The following is a 281-nucleotide window of genomic DNA, read 5'->3' as shown; positions in this document are numbered from 1 at the left end:
CCAGCCCTATCGGGTCTGCCGAAATGTACTGTCCCGTTTCACTATCATAGTAACGGAAGCGGTTGTAGTGCAACCCGGATTCTGTATCTTCGTATTGCCCCGGAAAGCGCAGTCTGCAACTCAGCTTGTCATCATTCGCACTTTCTTCCCGACCCCAGAGCTGTTGCTTACCGCGCCAGACGATGGTGCCGTCTTCGGTCAGTAATTCCTGAATACGACCGACCGTATCGGTTACCGCATAGTGCAACAGTCCTTTCTCATAACGCGCCAGTGGTGTGAAG

Annotated in this window: 1 protein-coding gene; it reads right to left on the bottom strand. The window is 53.0% G+C overall.

The features are described 5' to 3' along the window. The coding region (locus M975_RS22085) for an RHS repeat domain-containing protein (protein ID WP_245164530.1) at positions 1-281 on the bottom strand (281 nt) is incomplete at both ends.

Source organism: Buttiauxella brennerae ATCC 51605 (assembly GCF_001654925.1).
GTDB lineage: Bacteria > Pseudomonadota > Gammaproteobacteria > Enterobacterales > Enterobacteriaceae > Buttiauxella > Buttiauxella brennerae.
Note: the sequence above shows the minus strand (reverse complement) of the source record. Positions and strands in the feature narration are given on the sequence as shown.